At 64.9% G+C, this 21,783-nt stretch carries 18 protein-coding genes; 9 read left to right on the forward strand and 9 right to left on the reverse strand.

The window, feature by feature from the left end; all coding sequences use genetic code 11:
• Window positions 1-16 precede the first annotated feature (16 nt).
• The 7 genes from LB310_RS06050 to LB310_RS06080 form a co-directional block, all read right to left on the reverse strand.
• A complete protein-coding gene (locus tag LB310_RS06050) occupies window positions 17-943 on the reverse strand; it encodes a hypothetical protein (RefSeq protein ID WP_278805150.1) in 927 nt (308 codons plus the stop codon).
• A complete protein-coding gene (locus LB310_RS06055; protein WP_301154742.1) occupies window positions 927-1,520 on the reverse strand; it encodes an RNA polymerase sigma factor in 594 nt (197 codons plus the stop codon). Before LB310_RS06055 ends, LB310_RS06050 begins: the two co-directional genes overlap by 17 nt.
• A gap of 242 nt (window positions 1,521-1,762) precedes the next feature.
• Window positions 1,763-2,881 (reverse strand): hypothetical protein, encoded by a 1,119-nt coding sequence (locus tag LB310_RS06060; protein WP_278805153.1) that lies wholly within the window; start codon window positions 2,879-2,881, stop codon window positions 1,763-1,765.
• Entirely contained in the window at window positions 2,832-3,386 is a 555-nt protein-coding gene (locus tag LB310_RS06065) for an RNA polymerase sigma factor (RefSeq protein WP_278805155.1), read from the reverse strand. The genes LB310_RS06060 and LB310_RS06065 overlap by 50 nt, the downstream gene beginning before the upstream one ends.
• Before the next feature lie 92 nt (window positions 3,387-3,478).
• Window positions 3,479-4,180, reverse strand: coding sequence for an anaerobic ribonucleoside-triphosphate reductase activating protein (locus LB310_RS06070; RefSeq protein WP_278805157.1), 702 nt, complete (start codon window positions 4,178-4,180; stop codon window positions 3,479-3,481).
• A gap of 89 nt (window positions 4,181-4,269) precedes the next feature.
• A complete protein-coding gene (locus LB310_RS06075) occupies window positions 4,270-5,367 on the reverse strand; it encodes a hypothetical protein (RefSeq protein ID WP_278805159.1) in 1,098 nt (365 codons plus the stop codon).
• Between the two features lie 51 nt (window positions 5,368-5,418).
• Window positions 5,419-6,078: an RNA polymerase sigma factor gene (locus LB310_RS06080; RefSeq protein WP_278805161.1), complete on the reverse strand. Its 660-nt coding sequence runs from the start codon at window positions 6,076-6,078 to the stop codon at window positions 5,419-5,421.
• 176 nt (window positions 6,079-6,254) lie between these two features.
• On the opposite strand from LB310_RS06080, the gene LB310_RS06085 reads away from it, so the two are divergent.
• The 6 genes from LB310_RS06085 to nrfD all read left to right on the forward strand — a co-directional run bounded on the left by LB310_RS06085 (window position 6,255) and on the right by nrfD (window position 12,066).
• Window positions 6,255-6,686 (forward strand): GntR family transcriptional regulator, encoded by a 432-nt coding sequence (locus tag LB310_RS06085; protein WP_278805163.1) that lies wholly within the window; start codon window positions 6,255-6,257, stop codon window positions 6,684-6,686.
• Window positions 6,686-7,621: a slipin family protein gene (locus LB310_RS06090; protein ID WP_278805164.1), complete on the forward strand. Its 936-nt coding sequence runs from the start codon at window positions 6,686-6,688 to the stop codon at window positions 7,619-7,621. Before LB310_RS06085 ends, LB310_RS06090 begins: the two co-directional genes overlap by 1 nt.
• A gap of 226 nt (window positions 7,622-7,847) precedes the next feature.
• Entirely contained in the window at window positions 7,848-8,429 is a 582-nt protein-coding gene (locus LB310_RS06095; RefSeq protein ID WP_301154743.1) for a molecular chaperone TorD family protein, read from the forward strand.
• A gap of 41 nt (window positions 8,430-8,470) precedes the next feature.
• Entirely contained in the window at window positions 8,471-10,672 is a 2,202-nt protein-coding gene (locus tag LB310_RS06100; RefSeq protein WP_278805167.1) for a molybdopterin-dependent oxidoreductase, read from the forward strand.
• Window positions 10,673-11,212 carry a 4Fe-4S dicluster domain-containing protein gene (locus LB310_RS06105; protein WP_278805169.1) on the forward strand — a complete coding sequence of 180 codons (540 nt, stop codon included), beginning with the start codon at window positions 10,673-10,675 and terminating at the stop codon, window positions 11,210-11,212.
• A gap of 5 nt (window positions 11,213-11,217) precedes the next feature.
• Window positions 11,218-12,066, forward strand: a complete 849-nt coding sequence (gene nrfD / locus LB310_RS06110) for an NrfD/PsrC family molybdoenzyme membrane anchor subunit (RefSeq protein ID WP_278805171.1) — start codon at window positions 11,218-11,220, stop codon at window positions 12,064-12,066.
• Between the two features lie 78 nt (window positions 12,067-12,144).
• Here nrfD and LB310_RS06115 read toward each other — a convergent pair whose 3' ends face one another.
• Window positions 12,145-14,064, reverse strand: a complete 1,920-nt coding sequence (locus tag LB310_RS06115; RefSeq protein ID WP_278805173.1) for a hypothetical protein — start codon at window positions 14,062-14,064, stop codon at window positions 12,145-12,147.
• Window positions 13,994-14,767 carry an RNA polymerase sigma factor gene (locus tag LB310_RS06120; protein ID WP_278805175.1) on the reverse strand — a complete coding sequence of 258 codons (774 nt, stop codon included), beginning with the start codon at window positions 14,765-14,767 and terminating at the stop codon, window positions 13,994-13,996. Before LB310_RS06120 ends, LB310_RS06115 begins: the two co-directional genes overlap by 71 nt.
• 294 nt (window positions 14,768-15,061) lie before the next feature.
• Between LB310_RS06120 and recJ the strand changes: the two genes are divergently transcribed.
• The 3 genes from recJ to LB310_RS06135 are packed head-to-tail and all read left to right on the forward strand — an operon-like array spanning window position 15,062 to window position 21,545.
• Complete coding sequence (recJ, locus tag LB310_RS06125) at window positions 15,062-18,436, forward strand: single-stranded-DNA-specific exonuclease RecJ (RefSeq protein WP_278805178.1); 3,375 nt, start codon at window positions 15,062-15,064, stop codon at window positions 18,434-18,436.
• Between the two features lie 25 nt (window positions 18,437-18,461).
• A complete protein-coding gene (locus LB310_RS06130; RefSeq protein ID WP_087190101.1) occupies window positions 18,462-20,870 on the forward strand; it encodes a bifunctional (p)ppGpp synthetase/guanosine-3',5'-bis(diphosphate) 3'-pyrophosphohydrolase in 2,409 nt (802 codons plus the stop codon).
• A 15-nt stretch (window positions 20,871-20,885) separates the two neighbouring features.
• Entirely contained in the window at window positions 20,886-21,545 is a 660-nt protein-coding gene (locus LB310_RS06135) for an MBL fold metallo-hydrolase (RefSeq protein WP_278805182.1), read from the forward strand.
• Window positions 21,546-21,783 lie beyond the last annotated feature (238 nt).

The following is a 21,783-nucleotide window of genomic DNA, read 5'->3' on the forward strand; positions in this document are numbered from 1 at the left end:
CCTTCGCTTCGGCTGTCTAGTTGCCGGTTATTTCGGTGAAGGTAAAGCTGGTCGGGTTGCCCAGGTCGGGGGCTTCTATGAGATACGACTTGGTTTGGGTCGAGCCGTCGGCGAACGTGGCCGTCGCGCTGAGTACCGAGCCTGTCAGCTCGCGTGCGGCCCCTTCTTCGACGGCGGCATCCAGTTGTGCGGCAGCCTCGTATGAGTGACCCTCGGCCATCAGGTGGCGATACGCCTCGAGGCCCGATTCCGAAAGGGGGAACCCAACATATATTTCAACGATGCGCGTGTTGTCGATCGATTCTTGGTGGCTGAAGTCGAACGTGGCGGTCTTAGGATAATGGTATACATGGACGCCCTCCGCTCGCTGCTCCTGCGTGACGGTTGTGTCGATGATCTCGAAATAGCTGCGTTCTCCCTCGATCTCGTAGGTTATGGTCTCGATGTTGTTTCCGGTGCAGCGTATGTTGAAATGATACTTGTACCCGGCCCATTCGTAGCTCCAGAACGAGTCGTCGGCGGGGTTGTACCACGGCCCGCTGTAGCCTCCGCCGCCTTTGAATTGACTCGTATCGAGCTCCAATGAGTTCTCTTTCGCTACAGGTTCTTTTGCAGCGTTCTCGTCCGGCGACGGGGGCTCTGCCATGAGGTCGTTGACGATGCCGAACCCGCCCGGCGAGTTGAGGGCGAGCGCGGTCGTGCCCGCACCGAGCAGCAAGGCAGCGCAGGCGGCTATGACGAGGATCCTGGCCCGATGATGCCTGAAAAACACAGACGGGCGGCTGGGGCCCTTTCCCGTTGCTGCGGTGCTCGCACCGCCACGACGCGCGTGGGCTTCCTTGAGGACGGCCTCTCTCAACTGCTTGGGAGCACGCAAATCGCTCATCATGGCTTGGTAGTCGTCGAGGGTGGGAGGTTGAGGACGGTTATGCTGTTCGGCCATGGTCCGGCTCCTTTCTCGACTCGATGCTGCCAGCTTGCTCAAGCTGCTCGTCCAGCAACGTTGTCCGGAGGCGCTCGCGCGCCCGGTGGAGGCGGGTGCGGACGGTGCTCGGCTTGCAGCCTGCAATGCGGGCGATCTCCTCGGTCGAATAGCCTTCTGCGTAGTGCAGGTGCACGGTGGTGCGCAGGTCGGGCGGCAACGCGCCGACAACTTCCCAGATATCCGCCCGGAAGGCATCGGGCGCGGGAATGTCGATGTGCTCCTGCTCCAACCCGCCGGTGCGGCGGTTCCAGCTCAGCCGCGCGATATCGTGGCAGCGGTTGATGGTGACGCGCAGCAGCCACGCCTTCAGGTGTTCGTCGCTCTCGAAGGCGGCCGTGTGCTCCAGCAGGCGCATGAACACGTCTTGGTACACGTCGTCGGCGTCGCTCGGCGAACCCGTCTGCGCGAGCGCCACTCGATACACCGTGTCGCCCAACGCATCCATGGCGCGTTTCAGGAACGCGTCCGAACGAAGCGGGCAAGGGTTGTCGGCCGCATCGGTACGGCCCGTTTTGCGCTTAAACGGAATGTGCATGCATTCACCTCTCTGCAGACAATACGGGAGAGGCGTCCCGATTGTTCCGAAGAAAGGCAAATAATTGCTCCACGCGCTGGCCGTTCAGTTGCTTTCAGTAAGAACCCGATGGCTTAGCTTAAGGATGAAGAGGCAAGCTATCCTCGAATCGAGAGCATGCTGCAAGAGGCGGGCCGATCGAGTCCCCCGGCACGTCGTTTTCGAAACGGGGGACTCGGGCTCGTCGGTCCACCTCATTTCGCTCATCCCCCGACGATCTCGGTGATAGTGTAAAGCGTGGGCCGATTTGCCGTCGGGTTGACGGTCATCTCGGCCTGGAAGGCGGCGAGGCGCTGGTCGAAGTCTTCGACCGGGGCAATGCGGTATGCCTTGGTCTCGGTAGAGCCATCGTCGAACGTTACGGTCAGCGTGAAGGGTGACTGGGACAACATGTCGCCGTAGCTGCGCAGGATTATCCGCCCCAGTTCGTCCATGAGTTCTTTGTGCGCTTCGTCTGAGAGCAGCTCGGGGTGCTCACTGCGCGGGATGCGCAGGCTTTCACCGTCGTGGGCCAGCTGCTCGTAGATGGCTTGCTGCCTTGCAGCATCCTCATCGAGGATCTCCTGGATCTCGCAGGCCCGCTCGTTCACGGGGAAATAGGCAACCAGGTTGCGCTGCATTTTCGCCTTGTCGGAAGCTTGGTCGTCGTAGGCTATGGTGAAGCTGTCCTGTTGCTCGAAGTTGACATTCTCGTCTCCGAACGGCCCATAGGTGCGGTTTTCGCTGGTGAAGTGCACTCTCTCACCGTCTATTGCATAAGTGACGGTTTGGATGTTGTTTCCGGTGCAGGTGAGATCCAAGGCGTAACGTACCTGGGCGTAGTAGGTGCCGTCGCGGCCGACCGAGGAGGGCGAGTCTCCTTCTTCGTGCGACAAGCCGGTTTCAACGTCGTAGGTTCCGCACCCCCAGCCACCTAAGGAGCCGAAGTTTTTGAACTCCAGCGTGGCCGACTGTCCTGACGCTCCCTCTCCCTGCTCGGCGGCGTAAGCGGCCAACGTGAAGAAGTTGCCGGTTTTCGGAAGCGAGGCGTTTACCGTGTTTCCGGTGGGTGTCTGGCCAGGCAAGGGGATTGCACTGCCGGCGAATAGGAGAGCTGCTGCAATGACGGTTGCGCAGGCACCGGCAAGGGCGACTCGCGCCCAAGGTCGGCGATGCCTTGCTTCGGGCCGTGCCGGGAAGTCCGGGAAATCGCAGGAGGCTGCCTTGTCCTGAGGTGCTTCCGATGCTTGTGCGACGGCGTGCGTCACGCAATCTTTTACGTGCTTGGGGAGCTCAACGTTGTCCATCAGCGAGCGGTAATCGTCCAAGTTCGTCCGTTTCATGTTCGACCTCCTGTTCCAGATCGAGTTTGAGCCTCTTGCGGGCCCGAAAGAGGCGGGTGCGAACGGTTGCGGGCTTGCAACGTGCTAGGCTGGCGATCTCGTCAACCGAGTAACCTTCGTAATAGCGTAGGTGCACGATGAGCCGCAGCTGCTTGGGAAGGCGGCTGACAGCTTCCCATACGTCGCTTTTCACCAGCTCTTGCACGGGCGCCTCGAGGTTCGCGAGTTCGGGTGCCGCGATATCGGTAGCGCTGACGCGTCGCTTCCAGGCTGATCGGCGCAGCTCTCTGCAGCGGTTGACGGTGCAGCGGATCAGCCAGGCTTTCAAATGCTCGTCATCGCGAAATGCCACAGAGACGCCTATAAGGCGCATGAACACGTCCTGTGCCACATCGTCCGCATCATGTGGAGAGCGCGTTTGGCTCAGGGCAAGCCGATACACCAAGGCGCCCCAAGCGTCCATAGCGTGCTCGACAAGCTCGGCGGTTCTTCGGTCTACGCTCATTTCCTCACCACCCCCTTCGCCTAGTAACATGAAGCATGGGGGTTCGATGTTCCGAGAATGGGGAAAAGGCTCGATTATACGGTACGGAGACGTCAAATGCCGCGCAGCTGGGTGTTGGGGATGGCTTTGCGCAGTTCGGGAAGGAGGGCCTCGAGGTCGGCGGGATCCCAGGCATGCAAAGCGCCGGGGCCGGCAAGTACGGTGTCGGCATCGGCGAAACTCTGCAGGTGCCAGGCGCGGGCGCCGGCGATCCAGCAGGAGAGCGCGATGAGATCGGCGGGCTCGTGAAGCTCGCGCACGACGGTGGTGCGGAACTCGTAGGGCACGGCGTCGGAGTGCAGGTAGTCGATCGATGTGGCGACGGGAGCCACGTCGAAGCCGGGCACGCCGATGGTTTCCGCGTAGCGACCGGGCGCATTCTTGACGTCCATGGCCACGAAGTCCACGAGCCCGCTTTCGACGAGCTCGCGCAGTCGGTCGGGAAAGCTGCCGTTCGTGTCCAGCTTCACCGCGAAGCCCGCACGCTTGATGCGCGCGCAGAAGTCGGCCAAATCAGGCTGGAGCAGCGGCTCGCCGCCGGTGATGCACACGCCGTCGAGCAGGCCGTGCCGCTTGTCCAGGAACGCGAAGAACTCCTCGACCGGTGTATCGCCGGTTGCATCGCTCGGGTCCAGCACGAGCGCGGCGTTGTGGCAGAAGGAGCAGCGGAAGTTGCAGCCCGGAAGGAACACGGTGGCCGCCGTGTGCTCGGGGAAGTCCAGCAACGTTAGCTTCTGCAATCCGGCTATTCTCATGGGTCGGCTCCTTGGACAAGAGAACGGGGGCCCGAATACCGATCGGGCTCCCGACATCATAGGACGCGCGGCTGCATTCCGCAAATTTGCTATGCAACTTCGGTAATGGTGAAAAGCGGCGTGGTGAGGGCCGGGTCGGCTTCGTCGTGGTCAGGCATCATCATTATGGTTTGATAGGCAAGAAACTTTTCTTCGAAACCATCAACGGGAGCGATGCGGTAGTTCTTGGTTGTCGTGGTTCCGTCGGTGAACGTGGCGGTGATGGACAGCGTTGCGTTTGCGAGTTTTTGAGCAGCCGCGGTCACCTTGGACGTAATCCAGGCATTGTTGTTCTCGGGGTTATCCATGACTTCTTTGTAGTAGGCGTTGTTGAGCTCGATATCCCGGGCGTTTAACTCGCGCCATTGTGCTTCGATGGCAGCGCGTTTGTCGGGGTCCTCGGTTGCGCTGCGTTGCTCACTCAGCTCTGCCATCTGTTGCGAAAGCTCCATCATAGCTGGATCGGCCATATTGACGAGTATCTCGCGATGAAGCCCCTCGGGGTTTTGGTTGTCGTAGTCTACCTCGAACCGTTCGGGTGATTCCATGTCGGGGTGTAATGCGTCTTGAGACATGTCGAGGCTCATGAAGCTCACATCACCGCCATTGATGGTGTAGGCGAGGTGCTTGATACCTTCTCCGTTGCAGGTGAGGTTCATGCTGAAGCGCATGTTGTATCCGCCGGTGCCCGCAAAAGTAATTCCCGATTCGTCGGCAGACAGCTCCACGCTTTGCCCGATTTCAGCCGCTTCAGCTACTTTGAGGCCGAACAAATCTGCAAAGGAGGGTGTTGCTGCCATTTCTGCTTCTCCGTTCCCAACCAAGCCGGGCAGTCCCAGCGCGATGGCCGTGCCGCCCAAGCCCAGGGCCAGCACGGTGCAGGCGGCTAGGGCGAAGCCCTTCATGCGGCTGCGCTTCACGGAGAACACGGGACTTGCGGTTGCCTCGCGTGCCGGGGCGGGAATGCTCGGCAGCGGCGAACGGGTTGCGCCGGTTTCACGGGCGCTGCAGCTTGCCGCTGCGGCTGATTCGACCTTATCGGCAGCCAGCCGGACGCGGGCCTGTTCGAGCACCTGGTCGGACAGATGGGCAGGCACATGGGTGTCGTGCATCATGGACTGGTAGCGGTCCAAGGGGTCAGTACTCATAGGGTGCCTCCTTTCAAGGGGAGGATGGAGGTGGTCAATCGGGGGGGGGGGCTATTCGGCGGTCAGGGCTGCGGCGTTGGGCGGCCGCGGCAGGGTCGGCGTGCCGCTGGTCGCGGACGCGTTTCCGCTGCTCGGGAGCGTTGCGGGCGCGCCTTCGGCAACGTCGGCCTCCATCAGCTCCCTGATGCGCGCCCGGGCGCGGAACAGCCAGGTACGCGCCGTCGCGGGCCGGCAATCCAGTGCGCTCGCTATCTCCTCGGTCGAGTAGCCCTCCACGTAGTGCAGGTGCACGGCCGTGCGCTGCTGCTCGGGCAGCTGGCCCACGGCGTCCCAGACGGCGGCGTCCTCGTCGTCGCGCGCGGGGGAGTCGGGCGCGTCCCATTCGGGGTCGAGTGCGACTGTGCGGCGCTTCCAGCCCGACCGTGCCAGGTCGCGGCACCGGTTCACGGTCACGCGCAGCAGCCATGCCTTCAGATGCTCGGGGCTCTCGAAAGCCGTGCCGCTGTCCAGCAGCCGCAGGAACACGTCTTGGTACACGTCCTCCGCGTCGGCGCGCGATCTGGTCTGGCCGAGCGCCAGCCGGTATACCGCATCGCCCCAATCGGCCATGGCCTGCCCGAGTAACGCCTCGGGATGCGGGTTCGCCCCGCTTTGCCGCAGCGCCGCGGGCTCTCGCAACGCCCCGTCTTCCGCTCGTTCATGGTTCGGCATGGTTTCACCTCCTTGAAGAAGCATACGATCAAGGGGGAGTGAATGTTTCAGAGAAAGGAAAAGCCGCACTAAAAAGAACCGTGTGCTCGGTTCTGTGTATCCATCTTAGTATCATAATATAGTATGATTGCAGCAAGCGCCGCAAGCGCACGCGGCGACAGAGAAGGGCAGCGCACATGGACGAGTTTCGCATCGACCCCAAAAGCCCGGTTCCGGTATGGGCCCAAACCAAAAGCAGGTTGCTCTACCTTATCTTGAGCGGCCGCTACCAGGAGGGCGACAAGCTCCCCACGGTCCGCGACCTGGCTGTCGAGCTGAACATCAACTACAACACGGTCAACAAGGCCTATCAGGACCTCGAGCGCGACGGCTACGTGCTCACCACGCGAGGCAAGGGAAGCTACGTGACCGACAAAGCGCGCGAGGGCTTCTTCGCCATCGAAAGCGACGTGGATTTTCTCATTCAGGAACTTATAGAAAAGGCCACGGCGAAGGGCATGACCGGCGAGGAGCTGGCTATGCGCCTCGTCGGGCGCCTAAGGTCCGAGGGCAGGATAAGCGCGAAGGCCGTCGAGGAAGTGCAGGAGAGCATGCAGGAGGTGGGGTAATGACCGCTTCCGAGAATCTCGAACCCGTCATCCAGCGGAAAGACGAGCTCGAAGAGGAGAAGACTCCCGCCCGCAAGAAGCCCACATGGCTCAAGCGCCGGGGTGCCCTCGTATTCAACCTGGCTGTTTTCGCCGTGGTGGCGCTGCTGCTCGGCGGCGCAGGCATGCTCGCCTTCGGTCCCTGGGCCATCCCCTTCGCGTTGGTGCTCGGTGCATTTGCGGCGAATGCCGTGCATATCGCCTTCGTATGGGAGAGGGCGGTTATCTTGCGGTTCGGCAATTTCTCCCGCATCGCGGAGCCCGGCCTGTACTTCACCATTCCCATCGTCGAGCAGATCGCCCTCCATGTCGACCAGCGTATCAACGCAACCTCGTTTCTGAACGAGCGGGCGCTCACGTCCGACCTCGCCCCGGTAGACGTGGACGCGGTGGTGTTCTGGATGGTGTGGGATGCCAAGCAGGCGTACACGCAGGTTGCCGACTATCCCAGCGCCGTGTCGTGGTCGGCGCAAACGGCTTTGCGCGACGCCATCGGACGCATCAGCCTGACCGACATGCCGGTAAAGCGCCTCCAGATCGACCACGAGGTCCAGGAACGGCTCGATCGGAAGGTGGCCGATTGGGGCATCAGCATCATCTCCGTGGAGATCCGCGACATCGTGCTGCCCGACGACCTGCAGGGCGCCATGTCGAAGGCGGCGCAGGCCGAGCGCGAACGCGACGCGCGCATCATCCTGGCCGAGGCGGAGAAGGAGGCGGCGTGCATGTTCGTGGAGGCCGCCGAAACCTACGAGGAGAGCGAGGTGGCGCTTCAGCTGCGTATGGCCAACCTGCTGTACGAGGGAGTGAAGGATCACGGCGGCCTGGTGATCGTGCCCTCATCGTTCGCCGAAAGCACGGCGGTCATCGAGAAGCTGGCGCGTTTGGCTAAGTAGCGAGGAGCCCGCTACGGCCGCAAGGTTCGTTGTCGAAAGGACGGATGTTCGCGCGCATCCGTCCTTTGCTTTTACTACAGCACTTAAATGACCTTCGCAATCATCTTAGAATCTTACAGTTGTAAGACAATATGATTATGTGATACTATGCTCGATACAGAGCCAGGTAGCACCGAGGGGAAGAAGGTGCGCCAGGCGGGCCATCGTCATCTTGTTCGGGGGAGCCATGATGCGAGCAGAAGCCTTTACCGTGCTGTCGTGGTGCTTCGCGCCGATAGGCCGCGAGGAGTGGGAAGCTGCGACGAACGCCCAGACGTGGACGGAGTTCCTGACGTTCCTGGGAAGCGAGACCGACCCTTCCGCGCAACGGGATGCCGCTCTCGGCCATCTTGCCGTCCCCCCGACCTACGAGGAGAAGACGCGCTTCGCGGCGCGCCACTTCACCGGCGGCCTGCCCGCATCGGCGCTTCCAGTGGAATCGCTGTACGTTCCGTCGTTAGCCGGGCAGGCGTGCGGGGAATACTGTCGGGAGCCGGCTTGGTATATGCGCGACCTGGCTGCGTCGCTCGGCCTTGAGATACCTGCCGCCTTCGCGGCGTATCCCGACCATCTCTCCATCGAGTTGGACATGGCCGCATTCCTGTGCGCTGCGAATTCCGACTATGCGCGCGATTTCGCGGCGCAGCGCTTCGGGTGGCTGGCCGACTACGCCGCCCGGTTGAAATCCCTTAACGCCAACGCATCGTTTTACGTTGCTGCCATAGAGGTGCTCCAGTGCGTCATCGATGCGTGGTGCAAGGATCGGTAAGCAAGGAAAGCGGGAAAGGGAGAAAAGGGAGGAGCGTGGCTATGTTGGACGCTAAGCTTTCAAGGCGCGGCTTTCTTGCCGGTGCGGCGGGGGCCGCGGCGGCGCTGGGCGCTTCGGGCTATCTGAGCTACGGTGCGTGGGAGAAGGCCCATGCGGCCGAAGCGGAAGCCGAGCCCCAGTTCGCCGGACACAGCGCGTGCGGAGGGTGCTATTCGAAATGCGCTTATTCCGCCTACGTGAGGAACGGCCGCTTGGACAAGATCGTGGGCGACAAGGAGCATGCCTTCGGCGTGGGCAAGCCGTGCGCCCGCGGCTACGGTTGGTCGCAGCTGGCGTATTCCGCCAACCGCCTGACCGACCCGCTGAAGCGTAGGGACGACGGCAGCTTCGAAGCCATCAGCTGGGACCAGGCCTACCAGGAGATAGGCGACAAGATCAAGGAGATCATCGCCACGTCGGGCCCCCAGGCGCTCGCGCTTGTGGAAACGGGCTCGGTGTCCATGGACTTCTACGTGCAGCGGCTGTTCACGGCGCTCGGGTGCGCGAACATGTACCGCCACGGCGTGGCGTGCAACCTCGCACGCAACTCGGGTTTGCTACAGACCATCGGCACGGGCGACTTCGGCGCCGACTACGGCAATGCCAAGGCGGTCATGTTCATCGGCCGCAGCTTCGCCGACGGCATCCGGCCCGTGTTCGTGGACGAGGTCAAGGCGGCACGCGACAACGGCGCCTACCTGGTGATGGTGGATCCGCGCTACAACTCGTCCATGGGGTTCTGCGACGAGTGGGTGCCCATCAATCCCGGCACCGACTTGGCATTCATCTTGGCCATGGCGCATGTGGTGGTGCGCGACGGCCTGGAGGACAAGGCGTTCATCGCTTCGGAGACCGTCGGGTTCGACACCTGGGCTGAAAGCCTCAAGCAGTACACGCCCGAGTGGGCGGAGAAGATCACGGGCATCGCCGCCGCTGACATCGAGCGTTTGGCCAAGCTGCTCGCCGAGAACGCCCCCGCCGCGTCCATCGACTCCGGGTGGCGTGCGGTGACGGGCTGCTCGTACGTCAACTCCGGCGAGACCGCCCGTGCCATCGCGGCGTTCAACGGTCTTTTGGGATGCTGGAACAAGCCGGGCGGCGCCCTCCTGTTCCCCTCCGCTCCCGCGTTCGGCAAGCTGGACGACCCGCGTTTCGCCAATCCGCCGGCGGTGAAGGAGAAGAAGCTGGGAACCAAGGAGTACCCGGTGTCCCTCTACAGCATGGTGTCGGCGAACTTCCTGATGGAGCAGGTGCGGGACGGCAACGTGCGCGGCATCATGTTCTGCCAGTCCAACATGGTGGGCGGCTACTCGAACCCCAAGATCCTCGAGGAGATACTGACCGGCGCCGAGTTGAGCGTGGATATCGACGTGCAGATGACCGACACGGCGCGCTGCTGCAAGTATGTCCTGCCCGACACGAGCTTCCTCGAGCGCGACGACCTTCCGTGGAGCTTCTCGTACACCGTGCCGTGCCTCACGCTGCGCAGCCAGGTCATCGACGTGATCCATCCCAACACGCGCCCCGTCCACCAGATTGCCAAGGAGCTGGCCCAGGCGTGCGGCGTGGGCCAGTACTTCGACTTCACACTCGACGAGCTGGCGGAGGCGCAGCTGAACACGCTCGGCCTGACCTTGGCCGAGATGCGCGAGAAGGGCTCTATCTCGTATCCCGAGAAGGGCGTGGACTTCGACGCCCCCATTAAGTGGGGGACCGCATCCGGTAAGTTCCAGTTCGCCAATGAGGACATGGCAAAGGTGGGGCTGACGCCCGACGTCAATTGGATCGAGCCCTTGGTCATGCCGTCCGGCGACGAGTTCCGGCTCATCGGCGGCAAGCAACCCATCCATTCCCAGTCTTGGACGACCGACATTCCCGAGCTCATCCAGATCACCCACGACTACGATCTCACGCGCATCTGGATGAACGCTGCGAAGGCGGCCGAGCTGGGCATAGCCGACGGCGACGAGGTGGAGGTGTACAACGATCTGAACAGCGGCAAGGTGCGCGTGAAGGTCACGGAGCGCCTGAATCCCACCTGCATCTGGATGCCGAGCGGCTACGGCTGCAACTCGCCCGACCTCACCAACGCCTACGGCGTGGGCTTGAGCTTCATGAGCTTCGTGCCGTTCCAACGGGACCCGTATTACGGCGCCACCATGAGCCAGGAGGCTCTGGTGAAGGTCAGGAAGGTAGGTGCGTAAATGACTCGCTACGGAATGCTCATCAACACCCTGGACTGCATCGGATGCTACACCTGCCGCGTGTCGTGCCAGCGGCAGAACGGCCTCGTTCCCACGGAGGCTTTCATCCATTTTCTCGATTCCGAAAGCGGCACGTACCCGCACGTGAAGACGGAGGTTGTGCCCGTCCAGTGCATGCACTGCGACGACGCGCCCTGCGCGAAGGCGTGCCCCACGAGCGCAACGTACGTTACCGATGAGGGCATCGTACGAGTTGACCAAGAAAAATGCATTGGCTGCAAGTACTGCATGGCCGTGTGCCCCTACCAGGCGCGCGTGATCAACGAGACCACGGGCACGGTTGACAAGTGCCGCCTGTGCGCAGCGGAACTCTCCACGCAAGGCACGCCCAACTGCAGCTGCGTGTCGGCCTGTCTCACCGGCTGCCGCATGGTGGGCGATCTCGACGACCCCGAGAGCGACATCGCGCAGGCTGTCGTCAGCCTGAACGCCCGCACCCTTACGGGCGACCCTCAAGCCACGATCTACTATGTGAGGTGATTGGAATGATCTGGGGTCCCTTGATTGCCTGGTATCTGTTCCTTGCCGGTTTGTCGGCGGGTGCGTTCGCGGCAACGGCCTATATTGGGCGTAAATATCCTCAAGCGCGCAGGATCTGCTTCCTCGGGCGTATCGTCGCGCTCGCGGCCTTGTGCGTCGGCCTCGTATTCCTCATGGTGGACGCAGAGGCGGGCCTGTCCGATCCGGGGCGCTTCTTCCTGCTGTTCGGCAACCCGGCATCGGTCATGACCATCGGCGTGTACATCATCTGCCTGTATATGGTGGTGCTGGTCGTCTCGATCGTGTTCGATGCGATGAAGAAAGCCCAGCCGCGTGCTCTGGCGGCGGTGGGATGCGTGCTGGCGCTGTGCCTGGCGGCCTATACCGGCTTTCTGCTGGGCGCCGCCACGCCGTACCCGCTGTGGAGCAACGCGGCGCTACCGGTGCTGTTCGTGGTGTCGGGCGCTTCGGCGGGCTTGGCCGCGGTGCTCATCGTAGGGCGCATCGTGAACGCCGGCCAGGTTGCCCGTATGCGCGAACTCGGCCGTTTCGGCGTCGTGCTGCCGCTGGTGGAGGCGTTCGTCCTGTTCTGCATGCTCGTGTCGGTGGCGACGGGTTCTGCCGATGGCGCGGCCTCGGTTGCCTCGCTCGTCAGCGGAGAACAAGCGCTGGCGTTCGTGGGCGGGGTGGTGGTGCTGGGCCTGCTGGCGCCGTTCGTGATCGAGCTGGTGCAGTCGCGGCTGAAGGCCCCCCGTGCAGTGCTGGGCTACCTCGCCGACGCCGGCGTGCTGGTGGGAGGCTTCTGCCTGCGCTACACCGTCGTGGCCGCCGCGGTGTTCACGCTTTGCGTGTGAGCCGCGGGCAAGGCGCTCGGTGCTGAACGTTCTCAATGGGGAGGGGCGAGGCCCCTCCCCATTGAGAACGACCGGCGCCTATCCGAGTGTTCCGATGCGGAAGGCCAGCACGCCGGGCATGTCTTCGTGGCCGTAGTACACGAATGAGAATCCGGGGTTGGCCAGCATCTCATCGCTGATCACATACAGCACCGATACCTCGCGCGTCTCGCCAGGTTCCATCATCTGGAAGTAGTAGTGCGATTCCCAGGCGGGTCCATCGTGGCCGCTGCGCCAGATCGCCTCGGAGAGCATGTCTCTCCCGGAAGTGTACCGATTGTCGCCGTCCGGCTGGAGCGTGACGAAGAACCCTTGGGTCAGGAACACGTCGGCCTGCTCGCTGGAGTTGTTCGTCACCGTCTTTGTGAGCTGCACGTACGAGAAGCCGGGCGACAGCGTTCCGTCGGCCGCGATGGAAAACTCGCCGCGCACGTCGATGCTGCCGGTCTCCTCGTCGCGTTGGCCGCCGCTGCCTTCGTAGTACAGGATGAGGTCCTCCACCGCCACGCCCTCGGGCAACCCGTTCAGGCGTTCGACGCGCTCGAACGTGGTCGTGGTGTCCGCCTCGTGGTACGGCTGCATGGACGCGAGGTCGGCGACGTTGCCCTTCTCGATGGTCGGGCCCGGCGGCACGTTGGACTTGCTGTTGGATGCATTGCCATCGGGCGAGGTCTCGGGTGGCGGTTCGAGCTCCCGCGGCTGCGTGAGCGGTTCGGTGAGGAAGGGGTACGACGCCTCGCCGCAGGGGAACGGCTCGTCCGTCTCGCTCGCGACCGTGCCGTACAGCGTGTGGATGGAGGCGATGCCCTGGTTGTAGGCCTCCCAGAACTCGTCTGTGGTCTTCTTCGCCTCGGTGGTGATCTGTGGCACCAGCTCCAGCACGTGGTTCACTCCGTCGGCGGTCTCGACGATGTTGGCCTTGAAGTCGGCGGCGTGCAGGTCCACCACCTGCGTGGCCGTGCGGCCGTCCGTGAACGTGACGGTGATGGTGAGCTGTGCGCCGTCGAGCGTGTCGAGGGCGGCGTTCATGCTGGCCAGCCCGTCAAGTTCCCCGCGATCGTTCTCAACGGCATCGAACGGCTCGTTCGTCCACAGCCCGAACCGGTACTCGCTTGCGCTCGCTTCGGGCGCGTCCATGGCGGAGGTGTCGACCGTGGACCCGAGCCGCTGGTAAAGGTTGGACTTGCCCGTTCTGCTGGGGTCATTGCGGTCCTTCCCCACGTTTTCGTCGCCGGGTTCGATGGTGCCGTAATACAGAACGCCGGCCACGTAGTCGTACTTTCCCAGCAGCTCTCCCTGCCCGATCTTATAGGGTTTCCAACTGCTGACTTCCTTTACAAACTCCGGGTCGCTCTCGCGCGACCATACCTTGCTCGTCACCCGGTACAGCTCGCCGCGCGACACGTTCGCCTGGACGCGGGCGATGTTGTCGCCCTCCACGCTGAACACGCAGCCGGTGTAGAAGCCCTCGTTGGCGTACTCGTCGCCTTCGGGCGGGATCATGCGCTGCGTCTCCGTCTCGCAGTTGAAGACGATGGTGCCGTTCGAGCCGGTGGGGAACAGGGTGTCGTCAACCGCGCCGTAGGCCTTCACGGCGAACGCGGTGGGGGATATCCCTGCAGGCAGGGAACCGCTTCCCTGCGGCCACGCGAGCGAGATGCCCACGACCGCCGCGAGTGCGGCCAGGCAGGCGGCCAGGGCGAGCCTGCGGATCGCGGGCCGTTTGGCGCGCGGACGAGCGCTGGGCTTGCGGGCGGATCCGCTGTGCGAAGATGCGCCCGGGCCCGCGCACGGCCGTGCCTCGTTGCAAGCTGCGCCGCTGCCTGCGGGCATCTTCCCGGTTGCGTCTGCGGTCCGTCGTTCGGCCGCCGCCTTCTTCAGCACTTCGTCACGCAGGCGGTCGGAGGTTCTCACCTCCTGCATCTTCGCAGCATAATCGTTGAAGGGGTCGTGGCTCATAGTCGGCCTCCTTTCCGGAAGACGGGGAATCGGTGGTTGCGGGGCGCGCTGGTGAGCGCCGATCGTCTGGGGGCCGGGTGCTCGCGAACGCGCTGCGGGCGGGGCGCGAAAAAGCGGAGCCGTCCTTTGCGGGCGAAACGCCTGCAGGTTGGCAGGGCGCAGGGCGGCCTGCGAGGTTCGCGGTCTCGAGGGCGGCCTTCAGGTGCTTGCGGGCGCGGTGAAGGCGCGTGCGCGCCGTGGAGGGGCGGCATCCCACGAGGGCCGCCGCCTCGTCGGTGGAATAGCCCTCCACGTAGTGCAGATGCACCACGGCGCGCAGGTCGGGCGGGAGGGCGCCGATGGCGTTCCAGATGTCTGATTCCAGCAGGTCGGGCGCCTCGATGGCCAGGGCCGTATGGCGTTCTGCAAGCGGCTCGTTGCGGCGTTTCCATCCCGAGCGCCCGATGTCGCGGCAACGGTTGATGGTCACGCGCAACAGCCACGCCTTCAGGTGCTCGTCGTCGTTGAATGCCGTGCGGTCCTTGAGCAGGCGGACGAATACGTCTTGGAACACGTCCTCGGCGTCGGAGGCGTCGCGCAGCTGGCTTAGCGCCAGCCGCAGCACCGTGTCGCCCCAGCGGTGCATGGCATCTTCGAGGAACGCGTCGGGCCGCAGGTCGTCGGCGCCCGCCGAGTCGTGGTTGCGGGGGATATGTTCGGGCATGGATTTCACCTCCTCGACCATAACACGAACGAAGCGCCGCGATTGTTCGCGGTCACGGAAAACGTTCCGGCGCGCCCTCTGCAAGCAGATGCCGATCATGCGGATGCGGCCTGCAGAAGAGCGGCCGCCTTTTGCGCTTGCCGAGAATAGCCCGGCGCCCAGCGGACGCGAGCGTTTCTGCACGCTCTCCGTTTTCTTCTCATGCACGGTTCGTTCCCTGCGGTGACAGGGCCCGCCGATTGTGGGACAATGGGGCGTGAAATATTACTCTTCGCATGTGAGGTATGAGCGCCCATGTCTGCCCAGTTCAACATCAAGGCGGCCGACCCTGCCGCCGTCGCGCGCATCGAGCGCGGACTCGGTCTGCCACGTTTCGTGGCCGCGACGCTCGTCGCGCGCGGCATATCGGAGCCCGCCGAGGTCCGCAGCTTCCTGGAGCCCTCGCTCGACCGCGATTGGCTCGACCCCTACACCATACCCGGGCTGTCCGAGGTGGCTGACGCGTTGGAGCAGGTCATGCGCGTCGACGGCCGTATCCTCGTGTTCGGCGACTTCGACCTCGACGGCATCTCGGCCACCTCCGTGCTCACGCGCGGCCTGCGGGCGCTCGGTGCGCACGCCGACCCGTTCATCCCGCGGCGCTTCGAGGAGGGCTACGGCCTGACCGAGGCCGCCTTCGAGCGCGCCCGTATGCTCAACCCCGACTTCATCGTCACGGTGGACTGCGGTATCGCCTGCAAGGCGGAGGCGGCCGCCATCGTGGCCGCCGGCGTGGGCCTGGCCGTCACCGACCACCACGAGCCGGTCGACCTCGTGCCCGAGGGCGTGCCGGTGGCCGACCCGAAGTGCGACGAGAGCTGCGAGAGCGCCATCCTGGCCGGCGTGGGCGTGGCCCTGAAGCTCGTGCAGGTGCTGGGTGGCCGTTTCGGCTACCCGCATCTGTGGCGCAGCTACACCGACCTGGCCACGCTTGGCACGGTGGCCGACCTCATGCCCATGCGCGGCGAGAACCGTGCGCTTGTGGCCGACGGCATCCGTCGCATGAACGATGCGCCGCGCCCCTGTATCGCGGCGCTTCTGGGCTCGAGCGGCGCCGCCGACAAGCCCGTCTCCGCCACGAACCTCAGCTTCTCGCTCATCCCGCGCCTGAACGCCGCCGGCCGCATGGGCGACGCGCAGCTGGCGCTCGACCTGCTCATGACCGATGACTTCGACGCCGCCTGTCGCCTGGCGGCCGAGCTGGAGGCCGTGAACGACCAGCGCCGCACCATCGAGGCCGAGCTCTCCGAGATCGCGAAGGCCCAGGCCGCCGACGTCTACCGCGGCCAGCGCGCGCTCGTGGTGTCGGGCGACGGCTGGCACGAGGGTGTGAAGGGCATCGTGGCCAGCCGCTTGGTGAACACCTACGGCGTGCCCAGCCTGCTGTTCACCATAACCGGCGACGAGGCGCGCGGCTCGGGCCGTAGCGTGGGCCAGGTGAATCTCTTCAAGGCCGTGGAGGCCGCATCCGACCTGCTCACCCGCTTCGGCGGGCACGAGGCCGCCGTGGGCGTCACCCTGCCCACGTCCAACCTGCCGGAGTTCGAGCGTCGCCTGTGCGCCTACATGGACGAGCTGCCCGAGGGCGCGTTCCACCCGCTCATCGAGATCGATGCGTGCGTCGCACTTGGCGAGCTCACGCTGGAGAACGTGGAAAGGCTGGACGCGCTGGCGCCCTTCGGCCAGGAGAACCCCGTGCCGTGCTTCCTCGCGCGCGACGTCACGCTCACGAACTGCCGTGCGGTGGGCGCGGAGAAGAACCACTTCTCGTGCACGCTTTCCGACGGGCGCAACACGGTGGCCGGCATCATGTTCCACTGCACCGACATCGAGGCGCTCATGCACACCGACAGCGTGGTGAACGCCGCGTTCGAGGTGCAGATAGACGAATGGCGCGGTCGCCGCTCGGTGAAGGCCATGCTGCAGTCGCTCGCGCCCGCGCGCACGTGCTGCGCGCTGGAGGCGTGCCTCGACCCGGTGGAGCGCTCGTTCGTGGCCGACCTGTACGCCACGAGCGATGCGGAGCTCTGCGCCGACGTGGCGCACAACCCCGAGGACATCGAGGCCTACGAGGCGGCCCGTGCGGCGAACCGTGCGTGCTGGGAGCGCCGCGCGCAGGAGGACCCGGTGGGCCTCGAGGCCGACATCGTGCGGGCCATCATCGGCGACGGCTCGCTCCACGCTTCGCAGCGCACCGTGCTCGACCACCTGGACGCAGGCCGTTCCGTGCTGGCCGTCATGGCCACGGGACGCGGCAAGTCGCTCATGTTCCAGGTGCATGCGGCCGAGCGCGCGCTGCGCGACCGCACGGCCAGCCTGTTCGTGTATCCGCTGCGCGCGCTCATCGCCGACCAGGCGTTCCACTTGAACGAGGCGCTGGAGCCCTTCGGCATCGCCGTGGCGGTGCTCACGGGCGAGAGCACGCCCGAGGAGCGCCGCCAGACGTTCGCGGGGCTCGCGGACGGCTCGGTGGACATCGTGCTGACCACGCCCGAGTTCCTGGGCTACCACGCCGACGAGTTCGCGCGCCCGGGCCGTGTGGGCTTCGTGGTGGTGGACGAGGCGCACCACATCGGCCTGGCCCGCGCGGGCCAGCGCCCCGCCTACGCCGCCATCGGGCAGGCTGTGGAGCGCCTGGCCGCCGGCGCCCGCGAGGCCGGCCGTCCCGCGCCCACGGTGCTCGCGCTCACCGCCACGGCCGACGACGGCATCGCCGACGCCATCCGGGGCGCCCTGCCGCTGGACGAGCTCGTGCTCGACGAGACGGAGCGCGCGAACCTGGGCGTGGACGACCGGCGCAACCTGAAGAACCGCGACGACTACCTGGCGAACCTCGTGGCCGGCGGCGAGAAGACAGTCGTGTACGTGAACTCGCGCGAGCAGTCGGTGGCGGTGGCGCGCACGCTTCGCAAGCGGGTTCCGCAGATGGCGCCGCTCATCGGCTTCTACAACGCGGGCCTCACGCGCACCGAGCGCGCGCGGGTGGAGCGGCTGTTCCGCACCGACGCGCTCAAGGTGCTCGTGGCCACGTCCGCGTTCGGCGAGGGCGTGAACATCCCGAACATCCGGCACGTGGTGCTGTACCATCTGCCTTACAACGAGGTGGAGTTCAACCAGATGAGCGGCCGCGCGGGACGTGACGGCGCCGCCGCGCAGGTGCACCTGCTGTTCGGCCGCGGCGACGCGGGAATAAACGAGCAGGTGCTGCGCGACATGACGCCCGACCACGACTGCCTTGCCCAGGTGTACCGCCGCCTGCGCGCCCTGCAGCGCGACCATGGCGACGGGTTCTTCACGTTGGGCAACGTGGATTTGGCCAAGCTCGCCAGCGAGGGCGGGCATGCGGTGAGCCCCCAATCGGCGGCATGCGGCGTGGCCGTGTTCCGCGAGCTGGGCCTCATCGAGACGCACACGGCCTACGCGTCGGGCGAGATCACCCGCTCCATCCGCGTGGTGGACACCGCCAGCAAGGTGGAGCTCACCGACAGCGTGCGCTACCGCGAGGGCTTGGGAGAGCGTGCCATATTCAGCGCGTTCCGCGACTGGGCGATGGGCACCGATGCGGCCAGCTTGCACGTGCGCGTGTCGCGTCCCATCCTGCCGGGTTCCGCGCCCCGCAGGATACGCTAGGCCAAGGGAAAGGAGGCGCACCGCAATGGGTAAAGCCGATCACAAGCGCGAAGAGCTGCTGGGCGAGCCGCTCGAGCAGGCGTCGCATAAGCAGACGGTCGAGGACGACCTTCTGGGCCGCCCTCACGTGGCCCAGAAGGCGTTCGCCTCCGAGGGGCGCGCCGACGCGCGCAACCCGCACCGCACGGAGACGCCCGAGGAGCGTTTCGCCGAGCTGCAGCGGCTCACGTCCGCGTACCTCTCCGAGCCCGACCAGGCGCTGCTCGCCAAGGCGTTCCAGTTCGCCAGCGAGGCGCACGAGGGCCAGTGCCGCAAGAGCGGCGAGCCGTTCGTGGCGCACCCCGTGGAGGTGGCCATCATCCTGGCCGACCTGCGCATGGACGTGGAAACGCTCTGCGCGGCGCTTCTGCACGACACCGTCGAGGACACGTGCGTCACCGCCGAGCAGGTTGCTGTCGAGTTCAACGAGCAGGTGGCCCAGCTGGTGGAGGGCGTGACGAAGATCACGCGCATCGAGGTGGAGAGCCTCTCCGACGAGCAGGCCGCCACCATCCGCAAGATGTTCGTGGCCATGAGCAAGGACATCCGCGTCATCGTCATCAAGCTGGCCGACCGCCTGCACAACATGCGCACCCTGGGCGCCCTGCGCGAGGACCGCCGCATCTTCAAGGCGCGCGAGACACTGGAGATCTACGCGCCCATCGCGCACCGGCTGGGCATCAACAACATCAAGTGGGAGCTTGAGGACCTGTCGTTCTACTACCTGGAGCCGAACAAGTACAAGCAGGTCAGCCGCATGGTCACGGAGAGCCGCGCCGAGCGCGAGGGCTACCTGGACCAGATCATCGGCATCCTGCACGACGAGATGGAGAAGGTGGGCATCCAGGCCCAGATCATGGGCCGCCCGAAGCACCTCTACTCCATCTACCAGAAGATGACGCAGAAGGGCAAGGGCTTCTCCGAGATCTACGACCTCATTGCCGTGCGCATCATCGTGCCGTCGGTGAAGGACTGCTACTCGGCGCTCGGCGCGGTCCATACGCTGTGGCACCCCATGCCCGGCCGTTTCAAAGACTACATCGCCATGCCGAAGTACAACATGTACCAGAGCCTGCACACCACGGTCATCGGCCCGGCGGGACGCCCGCTCGAGGTGCAGATCCGCACCGAGGACATGCACCGCCAGAGCGAGTACGGCGTGGCCGCGCACTGGCGCTACAAGGAGAAGGGCGGCAAGAGCGGCGATGCCATCGACCAGCAGCTGGCGTGGCTCCGCCAGATGGTCGACTGGCAGGACGAGACGCAGGACTCGCGCGAGTTCCTGAAAGACCTGAAAGTGGATCTGGCGCCGTCCGAGGTGTTCGTGTTCACGCCGAAGGGCGAGGCCATGAGCCTGCGCGCCGGCTCAACGCCGGTTGATTTCGCCTACGCCATCCACACCGAGGTGGGCAACCACTGCGTGGGCGCGAAGGTGAACGGCGCCATCGTGCCGCTTACCTACGAGCTGCAGCTGGGCGACCGCGTGGAGATCCTCACGCAGAAGAGCGCGAGCCCTTCGCGCGACTGGCTGAACCTGGTGAAGACGCCGAGCGCACGCAGCAAGATACGCTCGTACTTCAGCAAGGTGAGCCGCGGCGACGATCTGCAGAACGGCCGCGACAAGCTCACGCGCGAGATGCGCAAGCATGGCCTGGGTATCTCCAGCGCGCAGTCCATGCGCGCGGTGAAGTCGGTGTCGGAGCATCTGGGCTACAACGATCCCGACGACATGCTCGTGAACATCGGCACGGGCAAGGAGAGTGCCCAGCACGTGGCGAACCGCCTGCTCAAGATACTGGTGGACAAGGGCAACGAGGCGGCCGAGACGGTGGGCCTGGGTGCGGGCGACATGTCCACGGGCAAGCTGCCGCCCATGCTCACCAGCGTGAAGCGCCCGAAGAAGCACGAGGCCCACAGCTCCAACGGCGTGGTGGTGAAGGGCATCGACGACGTGCTGGTACGCCTGTCCCGGTGCTGCAACCCGGTGCCGGGCGACGAGATCCTCGGGTTCGTCACGCGCGGCCGTGGCGTGTCGGTGCACCGCGCCGACTGCCCGAACGCGCAGGACCTCATGACGGAACCCGAGCGCATCATCGAGGTATCGTGGGAGAACGAGCCGTCGAAGAGCACGTCGTACCAGATCGAGGTGTTCGTGGAGGCGCTCGACCGCATGAACCTGCTGCGCGACGTGGCCGTGACGCTGTCCGAGGTGGGTGCGAACGTGCTGTCGTCGTCCACCACGTCGCATCGCGACGGCATGGCCGAGATGCGCTTTTTGTTCCAGGTTTCGGACATCAAGCACATCGACCTCATCCTGAGCAAGCTGCGCGGCATCGAGGGCGTGTTCGATGCCCGCCGCATGCTCCCCGGCGAGAGCGGCAAGAAGAAGAAATAGGGAAGGAACACCCCCATGGCTTACCAGGCAAAAGGAACGTGCGTGTCGGTGGAGTACCTCGTGCTCGGCATGCTTGAGAACAACGTGTACCTCATCTCGGACGGCGAGTCCACCTTGGTGGTCGACCCCTCCTGCAAGGCGGATGCCATCTTGGAGGCGCTCGACGGCCGCAAGGTGGACGCCATCGTGCTCACGCACCGGCATTTCGACCACGTGGGCGCGGCGCGTGCCCTGCGCGAGAGGACGGGCGCACCCGTCATCGCCTCCGCCGTCGACGCCCCGGTGATCTCGGGCGACGAGGAGCTGCCGCGGGACGACCGGCCTTTCGAGACATGCCCGGTCGACCATACCGTGAAGGATGGCGACAAGGTCCAGGTGGGCGGCATGGCGTGGAAGGTCATCGCGACGCCCGGCCATACGAAGGGGGGCATCTGCCTGTACCTCGACCCGGATTGCACCGGGAACCCGGCCGCCGCTCCCGTGCTCGTGTCGGGCGACACGCTGTTCTGCGGCACGGTCGGCCGCACCGATTTCATCGGCGGCAGCATGGACGACATGCGCCGCTCCCTGAAGCGCCTGGCCCAGCTGCCCGACGATACGGTCGTCCTTCCCGGCCACAACGCCCTCACCACCATCGGCGCCGAGCGAGGCCGCGTGTTCAAGCTGTACGCATAGCTCTTCCTTGCGCTCTGGGAGGGGTCATGCCTCTCGGAGCGCTCTCCTTCCGGCACGATTCGAGGCGTGCGGCAGAAGGGGCGGGACGAAATCGGAGGCTATGGCATGTTTTCGACGGGGAATCCTTGGGACGGCTTTTCGCCATCAGGGGTTTCCCGGTTTCGCGCCGACAGAAGCTCGTCCAAGCATGCCAAGCCTCAAATCTCGTCCAAGAGTGCGTTCCCCAAGCCTTGCGGTG

Source organism: Gordonibacter sp. RACS_AR49, assembly GCF_030418435.1.
GTDB classification, from domain to species: domain Bacteria; phylum Actinomycetota; class Coriobacteriia; order Coriobacteriales; family Eggerthellaceae; genus Gordonibacter; species Gordonibacter urolithinfaciens.